We start from the raw sequence: 22,739 nt of genomic DNA, 5'->3' as shown, positions 1-22,739 counted from the left end.
TTTTTAATAAATCTAAATACACCTTATAAAAATAGCATAAAAAAGGCTTCCGAAAATTCGGAAGCCTCTTAGCACAATTTTGAGAACAATGCTGTTAATTATAGCCTGGGTTTTGGGCCAGGTTTGGATTCAGCACACGTTGTCTATTAGGTATAGGGAACAACGTTTTGTTGATATCCGTTGATGGCTGGTGATCCCACCATGATCCTGTCACGAATTTTCCAAAGCGAATTAAATCCTGACGGCGGTATCCTTCGAAGATAAATTCGCGACCACGTTCGGCTAGCAATTCGTCCAACGTTAATGTAGCCGGGTTATATAAATTCGCGGTCCGATCGGCTTCGGCATACGCTCTGGCTTTAGAAGCATTAATCAGCTCAACAGCTTCCGCGTTCGCGGTACCGCCTGCTTTACGTATAATGGCTTCCGCTTTGGCGAAGTATATCCAAGTGAGACGGTACAGATTCCAATCGGTACTATTGTAACTTGGATGTGCTAAGTGACCTAGCTTATATTTATTAAACCGCACGCCACTATTACCTTCTCCTGTCGTCATATTTGACGGCAGCAAATTAGGATCAGTTCCGTTAGCCTGAGCGACAAGATTCTGACGAATGTTATCAACGAATATTACCGGTCTGTCTTGGTATTCGTCAGACGCACCCAATACTGGTCTTGTAGGATCTGAAAACAACATCTGTGGGCCTATTAAAAACCACTCTCTTTTACGCAAATCAGAATCTGGGAATGTCGGATAGACTCCCGGAATTACTACTGCACCATTGTTACCATTACGACCACCACCAGTGATATCGCGTTGATTAAAGTAGAAGAAATCAGCTGCCCATTGCGGTTGTGTAGCAGCTCGTTGGAAATCATATACGATAGACATAATGACTTCTTTCGACAAATGGTTATCCGGTCTAAATGCATCCGTAATGTTAATATCTAACCCCATTTGACCATTTTGTGCTCCAGCACTTCCATTAATCAATTGATCTGCGGCAGCGATACAATCATCCCAGCGCGCGGTACCCGTCCAAACTTCTGCATTCAAGTACAATTCGACTAACATGGCGTAGCCAGCCGCGCGTGATACACGTCCGGTCATTGCTGTGGAAAGTACGGGTACGTTATTGATGTTTTCGAGAATTTCCTGCTCGATAAAGTTGAATACTTCAAGACGGGAAGACGTCGCCGGATTAATCGGAATACCTACTTGAGTTACAATAGGCACATTCCCCCACAGGTCCATAATTTTCAAATAATGAAAAGCTCGGAACAGTTTTAACTCGCCAATATAGGCAGCCCTCTCCTCTTCTGTGATACCCATTGCAGTCGCTTCCCGGCGCTCGAGATTTTCAATCGGATCGGTACAAAGGCCCATCCCCCAGAACATCAACCTCCACGCATCACGCACAGTATCTTCGTCTGGCGTCCAAGAGTGACCGTGCAAACGAATCCAGTTGCCACCGTCTAAACCATGTCTGCCTTTTTGAGGCCAAGCCAATTGGTCAGCCGAATATTCGCTCAAACGCCACCAACCATTTTGTCCAGGTGTAGCCCAGGCGTTGGCGTGTGTATACGGACGGAGAACTGCAGAAAGTGTCTCCATTTTGTTATTATAATAATTGTCGGTGATCAACTGATCATATACCGTTTCTTCCAGGTTTGTACATGCATTCATGGTGGATAAAGCAGTTACCATACCCATTGCATATACCCATTTTCTAATTTCTTTTTTCATAATAATGTGATGTTTATACACAAACATTAGTTGCTTAAAATCCAATGTTAAGACCAAACAAAAATGATCTGGTATTTGGAAATATACCTCTATTATCGATACCTGGATCAAGGCCGGTGTCTTTGATATAATCCGGATCGTTACCCGTGTATTTAGTAAATAATGCTAAATTGGTTCCAGTAGCATACACCCGTAGATTCCTAATCCGTTCGTTATTAAGCTTAAAAGTATAACCTAAAGTCACCTCATCTAACTTGAAATGCGAGCCACTTTCCAGATAGTAATCCGAGTATACGTATCCACCGTTTTGCTCCGCATGACGATCAAAAGCATCATTCAACACGTTGGCAGGTAGCGTGACGCGATTACCATAAGACATCTGTAAGGTGTTTAAGATGTCATAATCGAAGCGACCACGGAAAAACGCACGTAAATCAAAGTTTTTGTACGATACCACTGAATTGAAAGATAAATAGTATTTAGGTAATGCATTTCCAAGTATAGCCAAATCGGTATTGACCATATCCGTTGTACTTTGATTCAACTGTGCCTGAGGAACAACTTCACCTGATTTATTTAAGAATAACCAATTACCAGTCTCATCAAACCCAGCAAAGCGCTTTCCGTAGAAGTCACCTATCCTAGAGCCTTCGAAGGTACGAATAGCATCGCCTAAGGCTCCAAAACCACCAATGTTACCAAAAGTTCTGGAATCAGCCTTGTATATATCGTTGGAAAATGACGTCAGGCGATTTCTGTTGCTACTACCGATGATATCTACAGACCAAGTGACTTCTTCATTTCGAACAGGCACCAAATTCAAGGTTAATTCAACACCTTTAGATGATATCGTACCTACATTAGTGTAAATATTATCTAAGATGAGTGATGGTTGCTGCGACGTATATGTCCCTAAAAGATCATGAGTATCGCGACGATATACGTCAATCGCACCACCTACACGTCCTTGCAAGAAGGAAAAGTCAACTCCAATATTAGTTTCTCTTTTGGTCTCCCAACGTAGGTCTGGGTTGGGATTTCGTTCGGGGCCGTATGTTTGGCGCCATTCCCCATCAGGATAAAGGTAATTATTACCTGGCCCGAGGGTAACCAGAGACCGGTAATTAGGAATATCCTGGTTACCGGTGACACCGTAGCTGGCGCGCAGCTTCAAGTCATTGACCCAAGAATAGTCTTGCATAAAATCTTCTTGTGAAATATTCCATGCTGCACCTAACGCGCCGAAATTACCCCATTTATTATTTCTACCAAAACGACTCGATCCGTCACGACGGAAAGTACCTTGGAAGCTATATTTGCCATCAAAAGAGTAAATCAAACGACCCAAAAATCCAATAACCTTATTATCGTTCTTAAAGCTACCCATGGAAGCAGCACCGCGGATAAGCCCATTACCCGTATTTAGGTTATTCTCCTGAAATATATCATTTTGAAATCCTATGTTACGGGCGTCAAACTGCTGATTTACATCGTAACGATAGCTATATCCGGCTACCGCATTAATAGAGTGTACATCATTGATCATGCGATTGAACGAGATAGTTGGCTCTACTGCGTATTTAAATTCTAATCTGGAAGCCTGATAAGCGTTACCCAATAAACCGCGCTCATTCTTAAAGGAAGGCTCGGATGCTAAAGTGGCATAAGCACCATCATTCCATCCGTTGCGCTGGACGGATCCGAATACATTAAATTTTAAATCTTGGATGATTTCATAGCCAATAGTTCCAGAAATGGTCGTGGTTTGTTGTTGACGCCGGCTGGTTTGCTCGTATAAACGTGCTACTTCGTTGGTAGATGTTTGGTCGTAACGCCAAGTACCATCTTCATTTTTTAATGGCAGGGTCGGATTACGTGAGTATGCCCATAGCCATGGGCCACCAGCACGTAAATCATTGGCATTAGTGCTACCACCTCCTAACAAATTAAAATCTCCAAAATTTGTGGCAAAATCAACCTGCGTGGTTAGTTTATTATCTAAACCTCTACCGTTAAAGTTTGCGCGAACGCCATATTCTTGACGTCCATTTTCTTTCGCAATACTCTGTAGATCCCGGAAATAGGTACTTGCACGAAAGCTATTGTTCTCGCCACCTCCAGAAATAGCCAAAGTATGATACTGACTTACATTGTTTCTACGCACCAATTCCTCGATTGGATCCTCGTTGGCGCCGAAGTCCTGGTTTGCAGGAATGATTCCTTCTGCAATTTTTTGACGGTATTGTTCTGCATTCATAAAATTAGGCTCCCGTTGTAAGATATCTTTACTCACATAGGTAGCATAATCAAAACGAGTTTTTCCAGATACACCTTTTTTGGTGGTCACCAAGATTACACCACCATTGGCCTGTGTACCATAGATTGCGGCAGCAGAACCATCTTTCAACACAGTCATGGATTCAATATCTTCTTGCTGCAAGAGATCCAGATTACCTCCTGGGATACCGTCAATAACAATTAATGGTGAATTAGTACCTTCAACAGATGTGGCACCGCGGAGCTGTATACCTACCCCGGTATTTGGATTTCCTCCGCTTCGAGAAATTTGCAAACCAGCCACTTTACCTTGCAGTAAATCCATCGCATTACGTGCGGCACTTTGACGGAAGTCCTCTGCCTTTACAGTAGTAGAAGCAGCCGTGATTTCACTCTTACGCGCTGTACCGTATCCTACCACCACGACTTCATCCATGCTTCGGTTGTCGGTACGCATCACGACTTGTAAACGTGAGGAACTACCTACCTTTACCTCTTGAGGCTGAAAAGCGATGTAATTAAATTGTAGTACTTCTCCAGTGGATGCTTGAATGGAAAAGTTTCCGTTATCATCGGTTACGGTAGCAGTGTCGCTACCTTTCACACGAACTGTTACTCCTACCAATGGAGCTTGATCCGTAGCACTACTAACGACACCAGTAATAGCACGCGATTGCGCGTAAGAAGTCGTGAATGCACTAAAAAACATGAGCAGCGTTAAAAACGTGCTGAGCTGTAGTCTAGGGTACAGTCTACCCCGACTACGCAATAAATTGTGTAGTTGATTCATTATGGATTTGATTGGTTTAATCTGGTTAGAAATGCTAGACGCAAAGCGCAAGTATTTTATTCCAATAAAAATGTTAAAACGATTTAGTTGGTGTAAACTTATTTCATAGGCGAGTTCATTGCTTTTAGGTGGTAATCAATAATTTCGTATTAGTTGTGGTAAATTTAAATGATAATCACCGACCAACTTGTGAACGAATTCCCAATGAACTGTTAATAGATTGTTAACAACGAATAGAGCGGAACGCGAAACTCATAAATATCGTTTCCCGGGTAAGCTGGGAGCTTAAGGCCCGGGAAACGAGGTAATACTAATAAAATGCTATGCTACTGGTAAAGTAAACCAGAAAGTAGAGCCCTGCCCTTCTTCACTATCTAAGCCGATAGTTCCGCCATGGCGTTCGATAATGTCTTTACAGATATACAGTCCAAGACCCAGACCGGAGTAATTATTCGATTCTTCCGCGCGGAAGAATCGGTCGAAAACATAACTTTGCTTGTCTTTTGGAATTCCAATACCACTATCCATTACGGATATATACACTCTATGTTCTTCCTGAAGAACAAGTTTTACAGTCACTTCTTTCGAATCTGGCGAATATTTGATCGCATTAGAGAGGAAATTACTGAGCACCTGTTCAATACGAAATTGATCTGCGGTAACCGTAATATTTTCTGGTGAATCTACCTCAATATGAAGGGATTGATCTTCCGCTTGCAAACCACTAACAAGATCACCCAGTACTTCTGCAATATTAAACTCGCTATAGTTTAATTGGAGCTTACCGGCGTGTATCTTAGTCACATCCAGCAAGTCATTAATCAAGAAGGTTAATTTATCCGTTTGTTTCAGGCTTCTACCCACGAATTCTTCGATAGTAGCCTTGGGTTTTTCCATCGTGATATACCGAGATGCGATCTGTAGCATTCCCTTCAAACTTGTCAGCGGTGTCTTGAGCTCGTGGCTGGCTATACTCATAAATTCATCCTTTCGATGCATGAGATCTTTTGTCGCCAGCTGCGCTTTTACTAATTCGGATACTTCAAAGCCAAAGAAAGCAACCCCATCGATTTCCTCTTTTTCATTGAAAACCGGCGTGAAAAGATAATCCATCCAGGCATTCCCAATCTCTTTGCCATCGGGATTGTATTTGGTAATAGCAAGCGCTTTTCCTGATACTGCTATTCCTTCTTTCAAGATTTTAGTATCTGCCTGATACAATTGCTTATCTACCCCTTCTGCATGTGCATCATCTGTAGCTAAGCTTTTGAAAGACAAGCCTCCATAAAATTGATCGAATGCTGTATTAGTATATTCATAGGTAAGTTTCTCACCACGCCGAATGGAGATCAGCGCTGGCACATGCGCAAAAAGCTCATAGAATTCTTTTTGCTGCCGCAATACATAGTCCTTCAGTTCTTGCTTATCGGATTCTGCTTCCTTCACGCGCGTCACATCGATTACCGAACCGACCATACGGTACGGAACACCATTGGAGTCTACTTGTATACTTCCGCGATCTAAAACCTCCACGTAACTTTCATCTGCTTTTGCAAAGCGATATTCTGCAGACCAATTTTCTTCTTGTTCGTTGATGGCTTTATGCACACTTTCTCGTACCCGCTGACGGTCTTCAGGATGAATGTGTTCATACCAAAAGCTCGTACTTTCCGAATGCGCATTGCGGTCGAACCCAAACATCTTGTCGAAATTGTGATTACGCCAGATGGTATTATTCACCAAATCCCAATCCCAAATGGTATCATTGGTAGCCATAGATACCAAGTTAAAGCGATTTTCACTTTCCGCCAGGCTAGAAGTGCGCTCTCTCACGCGATTCTCTAACTGATTATTTAACTCTTTTAGTGACTCCCGCGTGTGAACCAAATCATTGAAGTTCCTTTTCAGACTTTGTTCATTCTTCTTGCGCTCCGTTACATCGGTATAGGTCACAGCGAGCATATCGCTCATCTTGGATGCAGTAACAATGTACCAATTTTGATTATTAAGCTGAACTTCGGTTTCCAAATGATCTTCATTGGCATAAATTCCTTTGAATCTATCCATCAAATGTGCATCTGTAAGATCTGCTAACTGATTTTTGAGCTTTAGACCAAATAAAGAGTCTCCAGAACGATTGGAAATAGTCATTGCCATTTTATTGGCTGCCAAACATTCAAAGTCTACTATTTTTTTCGCGTCTGTACGGATTGGTTTAAAGATCAGGATAGCGCTAAGGCTTGCGCGGAATACACCCGCAATGATGTTATTTTGCTCATTCAGTGTGGTAATATCAATGAATGTGATAACTACACCATCTTTTTTGCCATCTACACGTGTGTAAGGCAAAATCCGCATCAAGCACATGCGGTGGTTACTTAACTCAATTTCCTTTTCCGTCACATAATCGGAATGAGCTAATGCTTCATTAATGTCCTGAAGGAAATGATCGTATTTTATGTTGTTGGAAATATGGCTAATCGGTCGCCCTATATCGGCTTCTATCAGATTGACCATCTCAACGGCCGCTGGGTTAAATTTTCTGATTTGCCCATTTTTTCCTAGAAAGATCTGACCGATATCAACACTTTTAAAATAATTATTCAGGTCGTCATTGAGTTCAATAAGCTCGTTTATTTTTTGTTGATGCTCCGCATTAAGTGTGTGAAGTTCTTCGTTTAGAGATTGTAATTCTTCATTACCAGATTGTAGCTCTTCGTTGGCCGAGAGTAATTCCTCATTGCTGGATTGCAATTCTTCATTTGTAGTCTCCATCTCTTCCATGGCGATCTGCAAATTACTTCGCGTTTCATTAAGCTCATTTTCGAGCTCCATGACATAACCCGTTTGCTGTTCACTAGCATCGATTGGCACGACGTAATGCGGCGCAAGCACCTCCGTCTCGACTTCCTTAAATGCAACCAAAGTATAAGACTGTCCAACCTCTTCATTTGCCGGAGTAACATCGATATTGACATATACTTCATCGTTGCCTCTACGTACTCTAGCGCGTTTCAACGATTGCATCTTGTTTTCTTTCCAAACAGAGCGAATCGTATTACTTAACATGAATGATAATTCTTTGGGAACCATCTTTAATAGATTAACCTCTAACTTTTTATCAGGAAGAGATAAAAAACGGCGGTAATCTCCTACCGTATCGCGCACCTCAAAATTACGATCAATAAATACACCTACGTAACCATACTGATTAACTAAAAATCGTTGAAACTGTTCCTCGGCAGGTACTTTTACCCTTTGCCTAACCTGCATCGAAAAGCGGCCAGTATTATCCGTGCGAATACCATCAGCAAATTCATTGGGCCTCGGAATTACACCGCTCTTACGATATACCTTCCATTTGGCACTGATCTCGGTTACACCGTCTTTTATTGGCGCAATCGTTTCACTTGGACCTAGAAAAAGATAGCCTCCAGTATTTAGAGAATAATGAAAGGTTGTTAATATCTTTTGCTGCAATATGTTATTCATGTAGATGAGCATATTGCGACAACAGATTAAGTCATTTTTGATAAACGGTGGACTCTTGATTACGTCATGCTTAGCAAATACGACCTGCTTGCGGATGTGAGGGACAACAGATATGCGTTTACCATCATGTACAAAATAGTCTTCCAGAATATTTTCAGGAATAAACTTTACAAAAGATTCAGGGTAATTATTTTTAGATGCAATCTCCAGACTTGCATCATCAATATCAGAGGCAAAAATCTTTACTTCAATATGCTTATCGATCGTTTTTAAGTATTGATCAATTAGTATGGCTATGGAATACACCTCTTCGCCTGTACTACATGCACAAATCCATACTTTTAAGACATCCCCATCATCCTTTCGTGCTATAATTTCTGGAATAACCTTATTTTTCACGATATTAAAAGCCGCCTCATCGCGAAAGAACTGCGTTACTCCGATCAAGAAGTCTTTACTTAACAAAGAAACTTCCTGTCGATTTTCAATGAGGTAATCTACATATTCATTGGTCAATTCTATATTTAACTCTTTCATACGACGCCCTATACGACGAAATATAGTTGGCGTTTTATAAAGAGAAAAATCATGTCCTGTCTGCCCGTAGATTAAGTCAAATATCTTATCGAGGTATTGCTCATCAATCCCGCCACTTTCTACCTTACGTATAGGGGCAGAATTGATATGTCCAGTAATTTTATCATACATCTCTGATGTCGGAACTACAAAGTCAACCACACCCGATGCAATGGCATTGACGGGCATACTGTCGAATTTCGCCGTATCGGGTTGCTGCGCGATCACCAATCCGCCCTGATCTTTAATAGCTTCTATTCCTTTTGTGCCATCATTACCAGTTCCAGATAATACGATCGCTATAGCCTTTTCTTTCTTATCCTTTGCTAGGCTCAAAAAGAAATTATCAATGGCGTTATTCGGAACTTTTTCTACTTTTTTTTCTAGGTGAAGGCGACCATCCTGAATGGTGATTAATTTATTATTTGGAATTACGTAAACGCATGCTGGCTCTACCAATTGGCCCTCCGAGGCTTCGATAACCTTCATATGCGTATGTTTGGAAACTAATTCTACCAACAGGCTTTTGTAATCAGAAGAAAGATGCTGTATCAATACGTACGCCACGTCTATATCAGAAGGGATACGATCAAAGAAATTATGTATGGCTTCCAGGCCTCCAGCAGAAGCGCCAATCGCTACGACATACGTTGACAAGGGCTGTATTTTTTTTCCCATGAAGGAATATGTATTTTATGATTTAAATTCCAAAAGGAAGCTTCGTATGGTATTGGCAATCTGAATCTCCTGCTCATGCCAAGGCTGCGCTATTTGATTTACCGTCTCCATCCAGATTTTGAAAGAATGGCGCGGATGATAGGTCAGTCCATTATCTTCGAAATTGATGGCATGATGTGGATTTCCTCCCCACTCAATAGTTTTTATTACTTCTGGACGGAAACAAACAATATAGTCGGGAGAAAAGGATGATATCGGAATAACCAACATACCGCTGGCGATCTCACTAAACTGTGCAGACTCTTCCATCACACCAGCCAAATGATGCGTCGTATAGATTTTGTCGATATCTTTAGCCTGTAACCACAGGATCAGATTGTCTAGAAAGTTAGCATCAGGCACTTGCCCATGTACGTACTGCTTCCCGCCACTAAATAGTACAGCCCCAGTTGCATGGAATAAGGTTAATAGAGATACCTTCGACTCTCCCTCTCCAAAAATACCTTTTGTTACTGATCCCGTACTATATATTGCATCCACAATAGCATTGCGATCGGTCTGCATCTTCGAAATAAATTGATATTCATTCGCATTGATGATCGAAGAAATTTTATTAGAAATAACGTTTGATAGCAGCCCAAAGTTAGCACTTTCATCAAACGTAAGATGGTATGCTGATGTATGATTACAGGAGATTAGTCCCCATAGATTACCATTATGAATTACACGGATCGATAGGGAACCGCACATCTTCATATTGGCCATGTATTCAAGATGTACATCTGCCACACCACGAAGATGACAGGAAGACAGGTTAGTAAAGGAATTAGTAAGAGGATTAATCACTGGAAACAACCGTGCGGGTGTATATGTACGGTCTGGTATTAACCGAAGCGGATTTTTCAAGTAAAGTTCACGTGCTTGCTTTGGCACATCCGAAGCAGGGAAAGTGACGCCTAGATAGTTCTCCAATCCATTACTCTTTTGCTCCGAAATCACCGTACCGTTCCAGTCATCATCAAATTGGTACATCATAACACCATCGATGCCCAGCATTTGCTTGAGCTCTGATACGATCAAGTCACACACTTGTGGTAGGCTATTAGCACCTTCCAATGCCAACATCAAATTTTTGATATCTTTCAAGCCGTCAGCCATCCGCTTATTGGCCATTTTCTCCTGAAGCTCCACAACAAAATAGTCGGCCTGCTCATGTACTAATGCGTAATAAGCTTTCTCGCCAATTTGTAATGTATAGGCATCTGTTTTCGGAGCCTGTAGTCCCAGCGTATCTCGTAGTTGCTCTGCCGAAAGGTTACATAGCTCTCCAAGTGTCTTACCGATAATCTCTTTATGATCGAAACCTATTTTCTCGGCTGCATTTGTCGTCGTTTGAACAATGGCGTACCGTTCTTTATCAATAACTAAAATTGCTCCATAAGGCTGAATAGTATTAATGTGGTGTATAGGTAGAGCTCCGCAAAATTCGGAGTCGAAATTGTTCTTGCCCATTAAGTGTGAAACGCTAAAAGTCTTAAATATAAAGCAAGGTAGGAAAATAATGTTAAAAATTAGGTTTGTCAAACATTACACTTCCTTATCTTTACCTTGTTAGGCCTGTCTTTAATCTTTATTATATTTGGAGATATTATTCCTTCGGAAAAACATAAAAAACTCACTGCACGGCAAACCAATAGTCGGATGCCGATTCAGGGGTAATTGCAAACTATACCGATGCAAAAACAGCATTTTCTGGCATTAGATGGACTACGTGGCATAGCCGCAATAGCGATTGTCGTGTTTCATTTTATGGAGTGGATATTTCCACAATTTGAGGACAACGTGATTGGTCATGGTTTTCTTGCGGTAGATTTCTTCTTTTGTTTATCCGGTTTTGTCATGGGCTATGCCTACGATGAAAGGCTGAAAACAATGCGTCTACGTGATTTTTTCACCTTACGCCTCATTCGTTTGCAACCATTAGTAATTGTAGGGTCGGTATTGGGTTTAATAGGCCTACTTTGGGCGCCATACCACACCGCACATAATGGTAATACTACAGAAAATATCCAGCTTTTCATCTACTCCATATTCCTTATCCCCTATCCTGTCTTGGAAGAAAAAGCATTTAATCTTTTTAGTCTAAATGCGCCGGCATGGTCATTATTTTGGGAATATGTAGCTAACATCATCTATGCATTCGTGCTAGTACGCATTACTGCAAAACATCTTTTTGTGCTCGCTGCACTAGCGGCATTGGCTTTGGTATATGTGAGTTATTCTTACGGCAATTTAGCGGGTGGGTGGAGTATCGATAACTGGGAAGTTGGCGGCATCAGACTGGCCTATTCTTTCTGTGCAGGATTATTGATCTATCGTAAGCAATGGGTCTTCAAGAATCAATTGGGTTATATCGTTCCTATCCTATTACTGGTTCTTGCAGTAATCATGCCCTTTACTTCGCTCAACTGGCTGATCGAATCTCTGATCGTCCTATTTCTCTTTCCATTAATTGTCGCGCTTGGTGCCGGCACAACGACTCCAAAATCTACCCAATCTGTAAGTGCTTTTCTTGGTGCAATATCCTACCCACTTTATATGACGCATTATGCAGCTATGTGGATTTTCGGCGATTACCTGCAAAGTGAGGCATTCCGAGAAGACCTACTCCCTTTGATAGTGGTCGGCGGCAGCATTGGATTGATAGTTTTTGCTTATATCATCATGAAGGCCGTAGATATACCCGTAAGAAAGTATTTGAGGAAGCGCTACCTTAAGATTACTTAAACTACTCGGCGTGCTGCTTTTTGTGCACATAGTTTTTACCTTTGTGTTATGAAGAAAATGTTCAACAATGTGGTGGATCTGTTACCTTCGATGATTGACTCTTTCAATAATCGGTCTATGTACGATCAATTAGAAGAAGGAGATATTATTTCCTTTATGCCTATCGAAGACGAGCAGACAGCTCAGGATTTTGTGGCAAAGACCAATATCCTCTTGGCGAACTATTTCGAAGTTCATGATGAACTTTGCTATGCAGAAGATAGCTATCTAGATAAAGAAGATAACCCTATTTTCTTCTGGAAAGATTACCTGAGTTGCTTTTACACGTTTAAGTTGGTAGATGAAGATCCGGCCGACAAAGATTTGATAGGCTCTCGATTTGGTTTGTTTGAAATAGTAGACATAGCTTATATAGATGAGGTAAACAAACGCATCAAGCAGCGTAGACTTAATGGGATCCGGCTAGAATACAAAGTAAAAGCGACTCCAATGGATAGAAATAATCACTGGAATCGCTCGTACGATAAAGATTTTTAAGAGAAACGGTCTCCAACAATTTCAATGGCCGACAAGTCGGCTGTTAGCTTGGCCAGCTCATCCGCATCAAATTTATAGTTTGCTGCCTGTAGATTCTCTTGTAAGTGCGCCAACTTCGTGGTTCCAGGAATCGGTACTACAAACGGTTTCTGAGCCAACAGCCAGGCCAGTGCCACTTGTGCAATGGTCAACCCCTTTTGATCACCAAATTCTTTCAGCACATCCAGCATAGGCCAGTTTGCTAAAATTGCCTCTGGCTGGTAACGCGGTAAGGTTGGCCTATTATCATTAGTTGGGATATATTTAGTGCGTTCATTAATATAACCTGTGATTAAGCCACGGCTCAACGGGCTATATGGCACAAATCCAATTCCCAACTCTTCACAAAGTGCCAGCACTTCGCTCTCCGGTTGTCGTGTCATGATGGAATATTCGCTTTGAATCGCAGTAACCGGTTGTATCGCATGTGCTTTACGAATCAGTGAAAGCCCATCTTGTGTTAGGCTAAAATCTGTCTCACTCATACCAAAATGTTTCACTTTACCTTCGGCAATTAAGTCTTTCACCGTTCCCGCCACGTCTTCAATCGGAATAGTTGGATCTATGCGATGTTGGTACAACAAATCAATGTAATCGGTCTGTAACCGCCCGAGGGATTCTTCTACTACTTTTCTGATTCTTTCTGGTCGGCTATCCAAACCCACTGATGGTTTACCGCCTTTAAAACCAAATTTTGTAGCCAAGGTAATGTCTTTACGAATAGGCTTTAATGCTTCTCCGACTAAAGATTCATTAACGAATGGCCCGTATGCTTCGGCCGTGTCAAAGAAATTCAACCCCAGATCGGCTCCATTACGAATTACCGAAATCATCGCTTGCTTGTCGGGTACAAAACTTCGGTGATAACTCATGCCCATGCAACCCAGACCGATGGCAGAAACCGCTATGCTATGTGCTCCTGACCCAAGTGTGCGACGGCTCATATTGGCCACTGCATCTATAGTACTTTTAGAATCTGCATGACAGCTAGATGCCACTCCTACAACCCCTAATGCCATAGCAGAACTAGCAACAGCGCCGGCAGTCAAAAAATTTCTTCTATTCATATTTGAATTTTTCATAGTAAACAAAAGCTTATCGTGATTAAATTAAAACATAAAGTTCGGCAAGTTCCAACGCTATTTTTTTACATAAATTACTGGAATAGTTACCTATATTACTGATTGTTAACACCAATGTATTGGCCTTAAGTTTTATATGTTAAATTCGTATCAATAAAAACCCTTGGCAATGGAAGAGATACATCATTTTGACTCGGTCACCAAATACAATGCATTCAACAACAACGGCACACGGCATCCGTTGGTAAGTATTGTATATCTGGACAAAGCAGAACCACGGCATAATCGCAAGCTGCGTTACGACTTTTATACCGTTTTTTTGAAGAAGATTCACTGCGGAGATTTGCGCTATGGTTTGGCTAATTACGATTACGAAGAAGGATCGCTGATTTTTCTGGCACCTGGGCAAGTGATTGGTCAGCATAGCGAAGAATATTACCATCCACAAGGGTTAGCATTGGTGTTTCATCCGGATTTGTTGGCAGGTACTACCTTAGGGAAGCAGATAGATCGCTATCATTTTTTCTCTTACAGAGTGCATGAAGCACTTCATTTATCAGAGACCGAACGCAAGGTGATCATGGATTGTTTTACGAACATTGAATTCGAATTGGAGCATGCCATTGATAAGCATAGTAAGCAATTGATCATTTCCAATATTGAGTTATTTTTGAATTATTGTACGCGTTTTTATGATCGACAATTTATCACACGTGAAAATGTAAACAAGGGGGTTTTGGTGCAATTCGAGAAACTGCTCAATGATTATTTCACTGCTGATCTCGCTCTAGAGTATGGCCTACCGGCCGTTGCCTATTTTGCAGAAAAGCTGCACATGTCTCCCAACTATTTTGGAGATTTGATTAAGAAAGAAACCGGAAAATCGGCACAAGAATATATCCAGAATAAGCTGATGGATAGGGCTAAAATGAAGATGTACGATCCTGAAAAATCTATCCAGCTTATCTCTTCAGAGTTGGGTTTTAAGTATCCACAACATTTCACCCGTTTATTCAAACAACGCCTCGGCATTACCCCAAATGAGTATCGAAAGAAACTATAAATAATTGTCACTATGTAAGTAAAGTTAATTGTACAGCTCACCAGTTTTTATTAGCTTTAAGACGATCTCTACCCAGATCTAATAGAATTATCTGCTATAGCATCGTGATAAACAGTGAGAAATATTTCTTTATATCCTATTCTAACCTATCTCATCGCGGGAATTTGGCTTGTTAATGGTTTGCTCTGCAAAGTGCTAGATCTTGTACCCAGACATGAAAGGATTGTTGCTGCAATCTTAGGTGCACCATTTTCCAGAGAATTTACCCTATTCATTGGTATTGCAGAAATTATTATGGCGATTTGGATATGTTCGGGCTATCAATCACGATTGAATGCGATCGGCCAAATAACGATCATCTTATCCATGAATCTATTGGAGGCTCTCCTTGTCCCAGACTTATTGCTTTGGGGTTACATGAACATAGTGTATGCCAGTATATTCTGTGGGGTAATCTACTATTGGGGATTTGTGTTAAAAGCTAAAGAAAAAAGGAAAAGAATATGATCGGCAAACTGAAGAATCACCCCTTTCCGGTGAAAGCGCATTTCGACGAATCCGTTGTACTTACCTTTGCAGTACCAAAAGAACAGCTGCAACCTTTAATACCCGAACGGATGCAATTAGATACCTATCAAGATCAGTGGGCTTTTGTAGCTGTAGCCTTGGTACAAACCTCGCGCTTGCGCCCGGCCATTTTTCCTGGATGGATGGGGCATAATTTTTTTCTAATTGGCTATCGAATTTTTGTTCGATACACTAATCGGGCAGGCAAACGCCTTCGTGGCTTGTATATCTTAAAATCTCAAACTGATACCTGGAAGATGACTTTTCTAGGCAACCTATTTACGCATTACCAATACGAGCACATAGATATAAATAGATCTTCTACAGGCAACATACAGCATATTAATTCTAATAAATCTAATTTTCATCTATCGTGGAACTCCGACGGAAAGGAGCATGCTATGCCGAGCGGATCTCCCTTTGACAACTGGAAGGAGGCCAGAAAATTTGCAGGTCCGTTGCCGCATACCTTTAGTAGTCGTGAAGCAGGAAAATCAGTGCTCATTGTAGAGGGTAAAAGGCAAGACTGGATACCCACTCCGATTGAGGTTCTAGATTATCAAATTGGTTTTCTAGATTATTTGAAATTAGAAGAAATTGTTTTGGCCAGCGCATTTAAAATCGACAATGTACCATATAGCTGGAACAAGGGTATATTGGAGCTATGGTAGCAGCGAGAGGAAAATTCCACGGTGTTTGGAATATCATAAGGTTCAATTGGCACTTTTACGCGATAGCATTTCTATTTTTTATCATCCTCACGATTACCAGTTTCTGGATGAAACCACTACTGGCTCTTTTACTCCACGTAGTTTTACTACTAGCTGTAATCAATGTATTCATTTCTTTGCTAGTTTCCTACTATGTGTATGATTCTTCCGACTTGTACGAGCTACCTTTTTTGCCCGCATTAAACAATAAAAAGATACTCCAAGTACATGCAGGTTTTGACGAAATTAGCGACATCTTGGCACACAAATTCCCTAAAGCTTTACATGTTAATGCAGACTTTTATGACCCTGAAAAACATACGGAAATATCCGTAAAGCGAGCACGGAAAGCGTATCCGACAACATCGCCAACCCTACCTGTAAAGACCAATATACTCCCCTTTGATCAACAGGAATTTGACAGCATCATCCTATTCTTTTCCGCGCATGAGATTAGAGACCACGCAGAACGAGTGCATTTCTTTCGAGAACTGCACCGTGTTATCAAACCTAGCGGACACATCTATATGACGGAGCATGTGCGTGATGCAAGTAATTTTGCTGCTTATAGCTTCGGGGCATTTCATTTCTATACTCGTAAAACATGGAATGCGTGCTTTCAACAGGCAGACGTGGCCTTAATAAAAGAAGTAAAAACGACGCCATTCATCACAACATTTGTCTTATCACCTCATGGAAAATCACATTAAAATAGCCGGTGTTTTATCAATAGCTCTGGCTATCATTCACATATTCCTCCCTTCCTACTTCAAATGGAAGGAGAACCTCAGCACATTACGATTGATCGACCGACAGATTATGCTGGTACACACCTTTTTTATTGCATTGATGATCTTTCTAGCCGGCATGCTATCGGTACTATCTGCCGCCACACTTAATAGCACGAAACTTGGAAATCAGATTACATTAGGACTAGGGATTTTTTGGTCATTACGTTTGTATTTTCAACTATTTGTTTATTCAGCAGCTCTATGGAGAGGAAAAATGTGGGAAACCAGTATCCATGTTATTTTCACAACAATATGGATTTACATGAGCATTGTTTATCTTATTAGTGCATATCAGGGTTTCACTTACTGATCTATAGAAGGAGAAGATCTCTATTATAAAATTTCTAATGACATTTTATAAAGCATTACTTAGCTCAAATGTGGGCATTAGGGAACAATCATTTAAAGTGCGAGTACTAATCAAAGTACAGCCACTAAAACTGGTTATATCGCACGGCTTACTATGGTTTTAAGTTGATATACAAACGGGTTTAATACATCGTTTTGATGGCACTGGGTGCAGCCTTATCCTCTAACATATCAATGTATAGCATCATTTTGCTATTTGTGATACCATCTATTGTTTCTCATAGAATTGTGTGTACATTGTTCAAACGATCACACTAGGATGACTACTGGGCGGTCAGATGTACGTGGTTCGTTTCAAATGATGTAACAATTTTAATTAAGCGAGTGTACTATCATTTTTAATTGCTAACTGAACATAATCATTATCAAATAATCATCCTGTTACAAGTTGTCAAAAGTTTTTTGGTAACTATCTAATGGAAAATTTTATGCGAATAGCAGCAAATCCCAATATCATAGGTGCCATGATTAAGGCATTAGATACTAATCTATTTTGTATGCGAATCAGATTCGCTTGTGAAGTTTCGTATTCTATTGATGAAGATGATTCGTATATAGAACTCAAACCACGTAAAGGTCAGCAGCTAAATCCAGACGAATTAGTTTGGCTAGGATTTTTTGCTAAAGACGAGTTGCACAATTTTAAACCGGGAAGGAAGTCGAGTTTCTAGAATTGAAATGTTCGCGATGTAAGACAGTAGTTTGTATCTGTGATATATGACAAAAATTTGTTATGTATCAGTAAGGTTAAACCAATCTGCATAGCGTATCTTTGCATTCAACAGATTTTTTCTATGCCTCAAGATATTACATTAAGCAGAAAAGCCTTTGTGCTGGATGATCACCAACTTTTTGCAGACTCTTTTACATTATTATTGGAACGATACATGCAATTTGAAGAAGTTCAATCCTTCTCCAAAGCAGAAGATCTCCTAGCATGTATGGCGGAGTTAGGTACAAAGGAAGTATATGTGTTTTTGGATTATTACCTATACAATGACAATGGTCTACAGGTTTTTTCAGAAATTAAACGTTTAAATAAAAAAGCCTACATCATTTTTATCACCAGTGCCGTTTCTACCAGTGTGATCCGTAATCTTATCTTAGCGAAACCACATGGTATTCTTAGTAAATCGAGCGACGTACCGACCATGATGGATGTCACAAATCGAGTTATCAAAGGCGAGATATCTATCGACCAAAACTTGCAAGAAATCTTAAGCAAATTTGATGACATTCCTTCATTTACTCCGCGAGAACTCCAACTCTTGAAACACTTCTCCTTGGGAAGCAGTATTTCTGAGGTTGCAGAAAAAATGTTCTTAAGCAAACATACCATCGTAGCCCACCGACGCAAAATGATGGCAAAGGCAGACTGCAAATCGATTGGACAACTGATCCGATTTGCACATGACAACGAGTTGATCTAATCGCTCTACGCTCTTACTCATTATTCTACTCGCTTACTAATTATGTTGCATTTGCTCGGAAGCCATATCAAGATCAAACCAAAATTCTGCTCCTTTGCCAGGCTCTGATTTTAAATTCAGATGTGTGTTATTTACATGTAGATAAAGGATACACAAAGACAAGCCGATGCCTGTTGCCTTCTCTCCCCAAGTACCCAAAATTCCCTTTTGAGAGAGTTCTGTCAGCTTTCTATCGATCTTGGTATCGAAACCCACGCCTGTATCACGAATCGTCACACGGATTTTCCCTCCTGTTTCACTTTTAGCACTAACATAGATATGATCGTCTGCTGCACAAAACTTCAATGCATTATTTAGCAGATTGTTGACCGTAATTTTTATCATCTGTTTATCTGCTCTTACAAACGTATCCGGCATGCTCTCCACATTAAAATGAATGCCTTTTTTTTCGGCACGGCGACGATAGATATCTACTGTTTCGTCCAACATTTGAGAGATACTAAACGTTTCTAAAATAGAGCGAAGTCCATCCCGTTGCCCTACAATCCAAGTAAGTGTTTCATCCAGAAATTTCTTGAGCGTATCCATCTCTTTTCTGGCTTTTTGCAACATATCGCGAGTCTCATTTTCAGAAAGGTACCCATCTTCAAACAACTTGAGCAACGATATAATACTGGCTATAGGAGTACGAAGGTCATGTGCAACAACAGATATCAAATGCTGCTTGAAGCGATAACCTTCATCCAGTTGCAGGTTTTGCCTTTCCACTTGATCCAATAAAATTCGCAACTCTTTATTATGGGATTTCTTTCTTCGGATGATGATGTAGAGAAGAAAAGTTTTAGAGACAACGGCCAACGTAAAAATACCGACGATCATTAAGGTACTTTTCCGGCTTTCTTCTTGCTGGTGTGCTAAAGCTTCTACATGCTTGGCAGTATATTCTGTCTTAAGTTGCTCGGTTCTTAGTAAGCCCAGATCGAAAGATTCCTTATGTATGGCATTTTCTGCATCGCGAGCAGATTTATAATATTGAAGCGCCTGGCGTAGATCACCTTTCTCCTCATAAATGGCAGCGAGTTGATTTGCTGCCCGAAGAAGCTGCTCAGCATTATTCTCCTTTTTAGCCAGATTATAGGTGATCTTGGCATACTTTTCCAAACTATCACGCTTTACCTGTCCACTAATGTACTCGGTAAGATTACTCATACGCACTAGCGTATCTGCTTGCTGATCGGGATTTAGAATCCGATCTTCAAATTTATTATCATGAGCATATGCAGCATTGCATAGAAAACATAACATGGCAATAAATCGCAGTAATTTGATCATAGAGGAATAGGTAGTCATAATCTTATGATTTAAATAATCGGTCATTCATGTACGTACAAGTTGGCGGTAGATATTAAAAAGTCTGCGTCTTCTGCAGAATAAAATGCTTGTGATTCCCTTATATTAGGGAGCCGACCAAGTAAATATACGTGATCATATGCAAATTAGATTGCTAAAATATAACAAGTAAATGGATTTTATAAAAAATTATACCAATCGACGGAAAAAATTAAAAGTATTTCATGAATCACACTGGTATAGTAAGTTTTACGAAATGCCTTTTTTAAAGTATGCGCTCTTTTTTATTGATTGGTTCATATTAAAACGCAAACTCTAAAACATTCCTAATAGGGATGAAGTTTTATACACATGAAATTGTCCACCAACATTCAACCGATTAGCTGTGCTAGTAAGACGCCATATTATTATCAGCAGCAGGATATCGACCTACTTTTTGGCAAACTCGCAAATAATAAACAAGCAAAAGGAAAAATATTGTATCAATTGCCCACAGGTGGTGGAAAAACACTGATCTTCTCTGAGATCGCAAAGCGCTTTATGGAGAAGTATAAAAGGAAAGTGATCGTACTTACTCATCGCGCTGAATTATGCAAACAGACAACTCGCGTATTAAAAGATAGTGGTGTAGTCAATAAAGTCATCAACAGTGCTGTGAAGCGCGTTTCAAAAAGAGAATTAATACATTGTTACGTAGCCATGGTAGAAACTCTCAAGAACAGGATCGATGACGGTATGATAGATACAAGTGATATTGGTTTAGTGATTGTGGATGAAGCACATCACAATTCTTTTCGGAAATTATTGAATCGCTTTGAGAATGCCGCTGTCGTTGGTGTTACAGCCACACCCTTCTCGGCCGATGTTAACTTACCTATGAACCAATTTTACGAGGAATTAGTGGTAGGGGCACCGATTGCAACCCTGATCAACCAAGGATTTCTGGCAAAGCCAAAATACCAAGGGTATGACGTTGAACTTAACACCCTCAAAACGGGTATAAATGGAGATTTTACGATTAGCACCTCCGATATGCTCTATGGTTCTGACGTAATGCTTGATCTACTCTTGCATGCCTACAAAACCCATGCAAACGGCAAGAAAACGTTGATCTTCAACAATGGCATCTTTGCTTCAAGGCGCGTCTTGGATGTATTCAGCACAGCAGGCTATCCCGTGCGCCATTTGGACAATAAAACACCTGCTGCAGAAAGAGCGGAAATCCTGAAATGGTACCGAAAAACAAAAGGAGCGATTCTGACTTCGGTATCCATCTTAACTACTGGCTTTGATGAACCCAAAACGCAAGCCATCATTCTATATCGGGCAACTACATCTATTACGCTGTACCACCAAATGGTAGGCCGTGGAGCACGTTACTTACATAATAAGAAAACTTTTCAGGTGATCGATCTGGGCAACAATACCGATCGCTTCGGAAACTGGGATGCAGAGATAGACTGGCATCACGTATTTGAGCATCCCGAAATTTACCATGAAAATCTGAAGCAAAGTACCCAAACTATCCGGCAAATTGACCCTGAAATGCGCACTCGATTTCCCAACAGTCTCGAAACCACATTTGATGTACTTGCCGCTTATCAACGAACATCTGAAACGGGAGAAAAGTCAAAAAATGTGATCAGGGACTCCATACGGCAGCATGCCACCATGTGCCTGGAAAACAGTGAAAGTATTACTGAAGCATTGGTATTAACCAACTACCTTGATAAGGAGATCGATTACAGAATTCGAGAATATGCTAAATGCTTAGGCAATGTCACGAAGAATTATCGTAATTGGTTACAAGAAGATTATAAGAATCGCCTGCAAAACATGATTCGTCGCCTTATGAGTAGGATGGCTGGGTAAATATCAAGACCACTTCTTATCTTTATCACAGATATGATTACATATAGTACCGCAGCACTTTTATTCCCAGCAATTAGTTTGATTATGCTGGCCTATACCAACCGTTTTTTGGCGTTGGCCGCCTTGGTCAGATCGCTACATGCAAAATACCTCGAACATCGACAAGGCGGAGTTTTAAAAGGTCAAATTGGTAATCTTCGCTTCCGATTAAAGCTGATTCGACACATGCAAGGCATGGGGGTATTGAGTTTTATTGCGTGTATTGTGTGCGTTTACTGCATTTACCTGGAAAATGTGATCCTGATTGAAACAACCTTTGCTTTAAGCCTGTTATTTTTCACGATCTCTTTAGTACTCTCCTTTATAGAAATACATTTTAGTAATAGAGCTTTAGAGTTAGAACTGAGTGATATGGAGGAGCAAGATGAAAAGTCTTTGGTGAAATATTTCAAGAAGAAATTGGATCAGCGCAAGAAAGACAGCAGTACGACCGACTCTGAAGGTTTGTAAGGTTTCAAAATTGCGTTATCATGCTAAAAAAGCAGATGATTTTTCAATCATGATTTGACATAACATCGACAA

16 protein-coding genes are annotated in these 22,739 nt (G+C 40.5%); 10 read left to right on the top strand and 6 right to left on the bottom strand.

What is annotated here, in order from left to right:
* Positions 1 to 94: 94 nt before the first annotated feature.
* From M8998_RS01370 to M8998_RS01355, 4 genes are all read right to left on the bottom strand, one after another.
* Positions 95 to 1,747 carry a RagB/SusD family nutrient uptake outer membrane protein gene (locus tag M8998_RS01370; RefSeq protein ID WP_249990190.1) on the bottom strand — a complete coding sequence of 551 codons (1,653 nt, stop codon included), beginning with the start codon at positions 1,745 to 1,747 and terminating at the stop codon, positions 95 to 97.
* 34 nt (positions 1,748 to 1,781) lie between these two features.
* On the bottom strand, positions 1,782 to 4,814 hold the full coding sequence (locus M8998_RS01365; RefSeq protein ID WP_249990189.1) for a SusC/RagA family TonB-linked outer membrane protein: 3,033 nt from the start codon (positions 4,812 to 4,814) through the stop codon (positions 1,782 to 1,784).
* 321 nt (positions 4,815 to 5,135) lie between these two features.
* On the bottom strand, positions 5,136 to 9,560 hold the full coding sequence (locus tag M8998_RS01360) for a chemotaxis protein CheB (RefSeq protein WP_249990188.1): 4,425 nt from the start codon (positions 9,558 to 9,560) through the stop codon (positions 5,136 to 5,138).
* 15 nt (positions 9,561 to 9,575) lie between these two features.
* The gene (locus M8998_RS01355; protein WP_249990186.1) at positions 9,576 to 11,072 is read right to left on the bottom strand and encodes a GAF domain-containing protein; all 1,497 of its coding nucleotides are present in this window, start codon (positions 11,070 to 11,072) and stop codon (positions 9,576 to 9,578) included.
* A 222-nt stretch (positions 11,073 to 11,294) separates the two neighbouring features.
* Between M8998_RS01355 and M8998_RS01350 the strand changes: the two genes are divergently transcribed.
* The gene (locus tag M8998_RS01350) at positions 11,295 to 12,347 is read left to right on the top strand and encodes an acyltransferase family protein (RefSeq protein WP_249990185.1); all 1,053 of its coding nucleotides are present in this window, start codon (positions 11,295 to 11,297) and stop codon (positions 12,345 to 12,347) included.
* Positions 12,348 to 12,395: 48 nt separating this feature from the next.
* Positions 12,396 to 12,884: a hypothetical protein gene (locus tag M8998_RS01345; protein WP_249990184.1), complete on the top strand. Its 489-nt coding sequence runs from the start codon at positions 12,396 to 12,398 to the stop codon at positions 12,882 to 12,884.
* Here the strand turns inward: M8998_RS01345 and M8998_RS01340 are convergent.
* Entirely contained in the window at positions 12,881 to 13,990 is a 1,110-nt protein-coding gene (locus M8998_RS01340; RefSeq protein WP_249990183.1) for an aldo/keto reductase, read from the bottom strand. The two genes, M8998_RS01345 and M8998_RS01340, sit on opposite strands and share 4 nt — an antisense overlap.
* 184 nt (positions 13,991 to 14,174) lie before the next feature.
* On the opposite strand from M8998_RS01340, the gene M8998_RS01335 reads away from it, so the two are divergent.
* The 6 genes from M8998_RS01335 to M8998_RS01310 all read left to right on the top strand — a co-directional run bounded on the left by M8998_RS01335 (position 14,175) and on the right by M8998_RS01310 (position 18,935).
* Complete coding sequence (locus tag M8998_RS01335; RefSeq protein WP_249990182.1) at positions 14,175 to 15,068, top strand: helix-turn-helix domain-containing protein; 894 nt, start codon at positions 14,175 to 14,177, stop codon at positions 15,066 to 15,068.
* A 114-nt stretch (positions 15,069 to 15,182) separates the two neighbouring features.
* On the top strand, positions 15,183 to 15,575 hold the full coding sequence (locus tag M8998_RS01330; protein WP_249990181.1) for a DoxX-like family protein: 393 nt from the start codon (positions 15,183 to 15,185) through the stop codon (positions 15,573 to 15,575).
* On the top strand, positions 15,572 to 16,306 hold the full coding sequence (locus tag M8998_RS01325) for a DUF2071 domain-containing protein (RefSeq protein ID WP_249990180.1): 735 nt from the start codon (positions 15,572 to 15,574) through the stop codon (positions 16,304 to 16,306). The genes M8998_RS01330 and M8998_RS01325 overlap by 4 nt, the downstream gene beginning before the upstream one ends.
* A gap of 107 nt (positions 16,307 to 16,413) precedes the next feature.
* Positions 16,414 to 17,055, top strand: coding sequence for a class I SAM-dependent methyltransferase (locus M8998_RS01320; protein WP_249990178.1), 642 nt, complete (start codon positions 16,414 to 16,416; stop codon positions 17,053 to 17,055).
* A gap of 947 nt (positions 17,056 to 18,002) precedes the next feature.
* Positions 18,003 to 18,176, top strand: coding sequence for a hypothetical protein (locus M8998_RS01315; RefSeq protein ID WP_249990177.1), 174 nt, complete (start codon positions 18,003 to 18,005; stop codon positions 18,174 to 18,176).
* A gap of 123 nt (positions 18,177 to 18,299) precedes the next feature.
* On the top strand, positions 18,300 to 18,935 hold the full coding sequence (locus tag M8998_RS01310; protein ID WP_249990176.1) for a response regulator: 636 nt from the start codon (positions 18,300 to 18,302) through the stop codon (positions 18,933 to 18,935).
* 36 nt (positions 18,936 to 18,971) lie between these two features.
* Here M8998_RS01310 and M8998_RS01305 read toward each other — a convergent pair whose 3' ends face one another.
* A complete protein-coding gene (locus M8998_RS01305) occupies positions 18,972 to 20,267 on the bottom strand; it encodes a sensor histidine kinase (protein WP_249990175.1) in 1,296 nt (431 codons plus the stop codon).
* 369 nt (positions 20,268 to 20,636) lie between these two features.
* Here M8998_RS01305 and M8998_RS01300 point away from each other — a divergent pair, with 369 nt between their 5' ends.
* Together M8998_RS01300 and M8998_RS01295 are read left to right on the top strand one after the other, a co-directional pair.
* A complete protein-coding gene (locus M8998_RS01300) occupies positions 20,637 to 22,157 on the top strand; it encodes a DEAD/DEAH box helicase (protein WP_249990174.1) in 1,521 nt (506 codons plus the stop codon).
* A gap of 33 nt (positions 22,158 to 22,190) precedes the next feature.
* Entirely contained in the window at positions 22,191 to 22,667 is a 477-nt protein-coding gene (locus M8998_RS01295) for a DUF2721 domain-containing protein (protein WP_249990172.1), read from the top strand.
* Positions 22,668 to 22,739 lie beyond the last annotated feature (72 nt).

It is taken from the genome of Sphingobacterium sp. lm-10, from assembly GCF_023554555.1.
GTDB lineage: Bacteria > Bacteroidota > Bacteroidia > Sphingobacteriales > Sphingobacteriaceae > Sphingobacterium.
This window is presented reverse-complemented; position numbering and strand designations above follow the sequence as displayed.

Bases quoted from the DNA above. Each gene is read 5' to 3' on its own strand.
- M8998_RS01350 (WP_249990185.1), top strand. From the start codon at position 11,295: ATGCAAAAACAGCATTTTCTGGCATTAGATGGACTACGTGGCATAGCC.
- M8998_RS01310 (WP_249990176.1), top strand. From the start codon at position 18,300: ATGCCTCAAGATATTACATTAAGCAGAAAAGCCTTTGTGCTGGATGAT.
- M8998_RS01365 (WP_249990189.1), bottom strand. From the start codon at position 4,814: ATGAATCAACTACACAATTTATTGCGTAGTCGGGGTAGACTGTACCCT.
- M8998_RS01340 (WP_249990183.1), bottom strand. From the start codon at position 13,990: ATGAATAGAAGAAATTTTTTGACTGCCGGCGCTGTTGCTAGTTCTGCT.
- M8998_RS01345 (WP_249990184.1), top strand. From the start codon at position 12,396: ATGAAGAAAATGTTCAACAATGTGGTGGATCTGTTACCTTCGATGATT.
- M8998_RS01305 (WP_249990175.1), bottom strand. From the start codon at position 20,267: ATGATCAAATTACTGCGATTTATTGCCATGTTATGTTTTCTATGCAAT.
- M8998_RS01295 (WP_249990172.1), top strand. From the start codon at position 22,191: ATGATTACATATAGTACCGCAGCACTTTTATTCCCAGCAATTAGTTTG.
- M8998_RS01335 (WP_249990182.1), top strand. From the start codon at position 14,175: ATGGAAGAGATACATCATTTTGACTCGGTCACCAAATACAATGCATTC.
- M8998_RS01370 (WP_249990190.1), bottom strand. From the start codon at position 1,747: ATGAAAAAAGAAATTAGAAAATGGGTATATGCAATGGGTATGGTAACT.
- M8998_RS01300 (WP_249990174.1), top strand. From the start codon at position 20,637: ATGAAATTGTCCACCAACATTCAACCGATTAGCTGTGCTAGTAAGACG.
- M8998_RS01325 (WP_249990180.1), top strand. From the start codon at position 15,572: ATGATCGGCAAACTGAAGAATCACCCCTTTCCGGTGAAAGCGCATTTC.
- M8998_RS01355 (WP_249990186.1), bottom strand. From the start codon at position 11,072: ATGGGCAAGAACAATTTCGACTCCGAATTTTGCGGAGCTCTACCTATA.
- M8998_RS01360 (WP_249990188.1), bottom strand. From the start codon at position 9,560: ATGGGAAAAAAAATACAGCCCTTGTCAACGTATGTCGTAGCGATTGGC.
- M8998_RS01315 (WP_249990177.1), top strand. From the start codon at position 18,003: ATGCGAATCAGATTCGCTTGTGAAGTTTCGTATTCTATTGATGAAGAT.
- M8998_RS01320 (WP_249990178.1), top strand. From the start codon at position 16,414: ATGAAACCACTACTGGCTCTTTTACTCCACGTAGTTTTACTACTAGCT.